The organism is Kitasatospora sp. NPDC047058 (assembly GCF_040643935.1).
In the GTDB taxonomy this organism is placed as follows: Bacteria; Actinomycetota; Actinomycetes; order Streptomycetales; family Streptomycetaceae; genus Kitasatospora.
The window spans coordinates 1-2386 of record NZ_JBEYVJ010000703.1 but is presented as its reverse complement, the minus strand read 5'-3'; the positions used below and the strand labels follow the sequence as shown (position 1 = coordinate 2386).

Annotated in this window: 2 protein-coding genes and 1 pseudogene; all 3 read left to right on the top strand. The window is 76.5% G+C overall.

All coding sequences use genetic code 11. The annotated features are described in order from the left end of the window. Positions 1-220 (top strand): annotated as a pseudogene (locus ABZ885_RS39525) (ATP/GTP-binding protein); the annotation flags it as partial. 119 nt (positions 221-339) lie between these two features. Further along, on the top strand, positions 340-855 hold the full coding sequence (locus ABZ885_RS39520) for a GNAT family N-acetyltransferase (RefSeq protein ID WP_360199789.1): 516 nt from the start codon (positions 340-342) through the stop codon (positions 853-855). A gap of 144 nt (positions 856-999) precedes the next feature. Then, positions 1000-1755 carry a thioesterase domain-containing protein gene (locus tag ABZ885_RS39515; RefSeq protein ID WP_360199787.1) on the top strand — a complete coding sequence of 252 codons (756 nt, stop codon included), beginning with the start codon at positions 1000-1002 and terminating at the stop codon, positions 1753-1755. Positions 1756-2386: the final 631 nt, after the last annotated feature.

Here is a 2386-nt window from a genome sequence, read left to right as displayed (position 1 = left end):
GACCGCGCTCGCCGGCCAGCGCGAACGCGGCCGCTGGGCCCCGCGCCGGACCTTCGCCCGGCACCGCCGCGGCCTCGACCGGCTCCTCACGGCGCTCACCCGGCACGCCGGGGGCGGTGCCCCGACGCCGACCCCCGAGGCCGCCTCGGTCCTCCTGCTCGACCGCGTCTCCCGGGGCCGCCCGGCCGTCCGCTTCGGCCCGCCCGGCGGCGGCCGGTAGCGGGCCGCCCGGCAGGACCCCGCCCGACGACGACCCCGAGGCCCGTCCCGGGCGCGGACCACCGTCGCAGGACACCGTCGTCGCGGCACCGTCGACGACCGACCCCACCGGAAGGCACCGTGCGCACCATCGAGCCCGACAGCGTCCCGACCGACCGCCTGCTCCTGGTGCCGCTGCGGCCCGGGCACGCCGACGAGATGGCCACGGTGCTGTCCGACCCCGGCCTGCACGCCTTCACCGGCGGCGCGCCGGAGACCGCCGAGGCGCTGCGGGCCCGCTACGAACGGTGGGCCGCCGGCTCGCCCGACCCCGCCGAGTCCTGGTGCAACTGGGTGATCCGGCTCCGCGATGCGGACCGCGCGGCCGGCACGGTCCAGGCGACGGTCACCGCCGACGACCGCGGGGCCATCGCGGAGATCGCCTGGGTGGTGGGCACACCCTGGCAGCGGTGCGGCATCGCGACCGAGGCGGCCCGGGGGCTGGTCTCCTGGCTGGCGCAGCAGGGGGTGCACACCGTCGTCGCGCACATCCACCCCGACCACCGGGCCTCCGCCGCCGTGGCCGCAGCGGCCGGACTCGCCCCCACCGGGGAGTGGCAGGACGGGGAGGTCCGGTGGCGGCTGGCGCTCGGCTGACGGCGCGGCGGCAGGGCTCCCGGCCGCCACTCCTCCTCACGCGGGGCCCCGGACCCCGGGATCCGCTGGTGGACCTGGCGGTCCGACGGGGAGACTGGGGGAGCACAGTGATCAATTGACCCGTGTTCAGAGAGGTTGTCCCGCATGGCCGGCAGCAACACCGTCACCGGGAGCGACTGGTTCCGTCGCTTCCACCCCGCCGACACGGCGCCCGTCCGGCTCGTCTGCTTTCCGCACGCGGGCGGCTCGGCGAGCTACTTCATCGACTACGCCGCCGCGCTGTCGCCGTACGCGGACGTGCTGGCCGTGCAGTACCCGGGCCGGCAGAACCGGTTCGGGGAGCCGGTGATCGACACGGTCGACGGTCTCGCCGACCGCGTCTACGAGGCGCTGCTGCCCTGGGCGGACCGGCCGCTGATGTTCTTCGGGCACAGCATGGGTACGGTCGTCTGCTTCGAGGTGGCCCGCCGGTTCGAGCGCGACGGCGTGGCCGGGCCGGTGCACCTGTTCGTCTCCGGCGGCCGCGCGCCCTCGCTGCCCCGGGACTCGACCGTGCACCTGCTGCCCGACGACGAGCTGCTCGGCGAGCTCGCCCGGCTCGGCGGCACCGATGAACGGGTGCTGGCCGACCCGGAGTTGCGGACGTTCATCCTGCCGGCGCTGCGCGCCGACTACACCGCGGTGGAGACGTACCGGTGCGAGCCGGACGCGGTCGTGTCGCTGCCGGTCACCGCGCTGACCGGGGACGCCGATCCGCGCGCCAGCCTGGCGGAGGTCCGCGGCTGGGAGCGCCACACCACCGGCGCGTTCGACCTGCACGTCTTCCCGGGCGGCCACTTCTACCTGACCGACCAGCGGGACGCGGTGGTGGAGGTGCTGGCGCCCCGCCTGCGGGCCTGACCGGCCGGCCGCCGGCCTCTCCCCCTCCCCGGCGGGCGCTCGGGCGGCCCATCGGATGCCGGGGAAGCCGGGGGAGAGGTCGAAGTCGGCGACGTGTACGAGCCTGCCGCCGATGAGCCGGAGCCCGGCCACGTCCTTGCACGGCCGGTGCGGGTCGGGCCGCCGGATCCGGTGGGCCCGCCGGACCCGGGCCCGGGGGTGAACCGGGGTGGGTCGCGCCGCCGGTCCGGCGGGCCCGTCGATCCCGGGCTCCGCGCCGGTCGGTGGCGACGCGGAGCCCCCGGCCGTCCTCCGCTGACGGGCCGGATTCCACCGGTTCGTCCGCCCGGCCCTGGCGTGACATCAAATGTTGACACCGCTGTGACAAGTCGTCATGCGTAAAGCCTTCCCCAAACGCTCACTGTTCTGGCATGTTGCGTTCAAACCCCGTGTGATCCCCTCACGCACGGGCCCGATCGGAGGACATGTGTCACCCCTGATATCCCGGCGGCTGGGCCGCCCGGCCGCCGCTCTCGCCGTGCTCGCGGCCACGGCCCTCGCCACCCCCACGGCACTGGCGACCGCAGCCCCGGCGACCATCACCCCCACCACCCCCACCCCCCCCGGCCGCGCGGAGGCCCCCCCCGCCCGC